We start from the raw sequence: 1546 nt of genomic DNA, 5'->3' as shown, positions 1-1546 counted from the left end.
AGGGTTTCCGCTTCGCGCTGCTGCGCGACCTGCACCGGGGTGCTGCGGCGTGCGACGCGACCGACGACGCCGCCCTGCTCGAGGCCGCCGGCCACACCGTGGCGCTGGTGCCCGGCTCGGAAGACAATATCAAACTGACCTACAAGGAGGATCTCATGCGGCTGGAACGCCTGATCGGTCCGACATTGCTGCCGCGCACGGGCGTCGGCTACGACGTCCATGCCTTCGCCGAAAACCGCCCGCTGATCCTGTGCGGCATCCAGGTGCCGCACGATCGCGGCCTGGCCGGGCATTCCGACGCCGACGTGGGCATCCATGCGCTGTGCGACGCGATCTACGGCGCGCTGGCCGAGGGCGATATCGGCCGGCATTTCCCGCCCAGCCAGGAAGAATGGAAGGACGCCGACAGCGCCCGCTTCCTGGTCCATGCCGGACGGCGGATTCGCGAACGCGGCGGCATGCTGGTGAACGCCGACGTGACGCTGATCTGCGAACGGCCCAAGATCGGCCCGCACGCCCAGGCGATGCGCCAGCGCCTGGCCGACCTGCTGGAGGTCGAGATCGACCGGATCTCCGTCAAGGCCACGACATCCGAACGGCTGGGCTTCACCGGCCGCGAGGAAGGCATCGCCTGCACCGCCTGCGCCACCGTGCTGGTGCCCTGATCCGAATTACGGCGGGCCCGACAGGGGCCCGCCGAGGCGCCTCAGCCGCCGATCGCCATGATGACGACCACCACAGGCACGACCGCCAGCAGCACCCACGCCCCCATGGCGCAGGTCGCGACGATCTGGCCCAGGCGCTGCTTCGTCCGGCGCGACGCGGACAGGCTACCCTGCGCCTTGCCCGGGCGGAAATCCAGCTCGTGCGCGTTCAGGGCGGACAGTTCGGATAAGGGGCGCCAATCGATCGAAGCCATGCGACACTCCTGCCTTCACCGCTAAATGGTCTACCGCCCTTCTACCGCAAGCCCGTGTAACGGAGTGTTCGGCTTGGTATCAGAGCGCAAGGCGCCAAGTGCCGGCTTTTTATGGCAGATCAATGGCCGGCGGGACTGATTCGCCGCCCTTCGCGTCCACCAGTCGCAGGAACGACACGGCATCGGCGACGTCGCGTCCCAGGGCGGCCAGGCGCTCGGCCTGCTGGGCGTCATAGCCCCAGATCTCCATCTGGGTCCGCTCGTCCAGCGTGGCGCAGGACGTCGCCTGTTCGGCGCTCAGCCGCCCCTCGGCCAGCGCCAGCCCCAGCACCAGACTCCCCAGGGCGGGCACGGCAACGCCCAGTGCCGCCAACACCCCGTCGGACAGCGATTCCAGCAGCCCGCGCACGCGCGCCAACGCCTCCGGCGGCTGTTCGACCGGCATGACGCCATAGGTCACCGCCAGGGCGATGCCGTGACGCGCGCGCAGCCAATCCAGCCACGGATCCCATTCCTGCCGCTGGCGCTCGGCCAGCAGCGCGGGCGAATGCACGCGATAGCACAGCAGGTCCCCCGCCGCGTATCCCGCCAGGGCCGCCACGCTGGCCTGCCGGTCGGGCGCGATCC

3 protein-coding genes are annotated in these 1546 nt (G+C 69.8%); 1 reads left to right on the top strand and 2 read right to left on the bottom strand.

The genetic code is table 11. The features are described from left to right. A partial coding sequence (ispF, locus tag HUK84_RS17740) for a 2-C-methyl-D-erythritol 2,4-cyclodiphosphate synthase (RefSeq protein WP_176641429.1) occupies positions 1 to 665 on the top strand: 665 nt, incomplete at its 5' end. A 41-nt stretch (positions 666 to 706) separates the two neighbouring features. Here the strand turns inward: ispF and HUK84_RS17735 are convergent. Then, on the bottom strand, positions 707 to 919 hold the full coding sequence (locus tag HUK84_RS17735) for a hypothetical protein (protein WP_176641428.1): 213 nt from the start codon (positions 917 to 919) through the stop codon (positions 707 to 709). Between the two features lie 109 nt (positions 920 to 1028). Further along, positions 1029 to 1546: ATP12 family protein (locus tag HUK84_RS17730; protein WP_281362851.1), on the bottom strand; the 518-nt coding region annotated here is incomplete at its 5' end.

This window comes from Nguyenibacter vanlangensis (assembly GCF_013376155.1).
Lineage (GTDB): Bacteria > Pseudomonadota > Alphaproteobacteria > Acetobacterales > Acetobacteraceae > Gluconacetobacter > Gluconacetobacter vanlangensis.
Note: the sequence above shows the minus strand (reverse complement) of the source record. Positions and strands in the feature narration are given on the sequence as shown.

Bases quoted from the DNA above. Each gene is read 5' to 3' on its own strand.
- HUK84_RS17735 (WP_176641428.1), bottom strand. From the start codon at position 919: ATGGCTTCGATCGATTGGCGCCCCTTATCCGAACTGTCCGCCCTGAAC.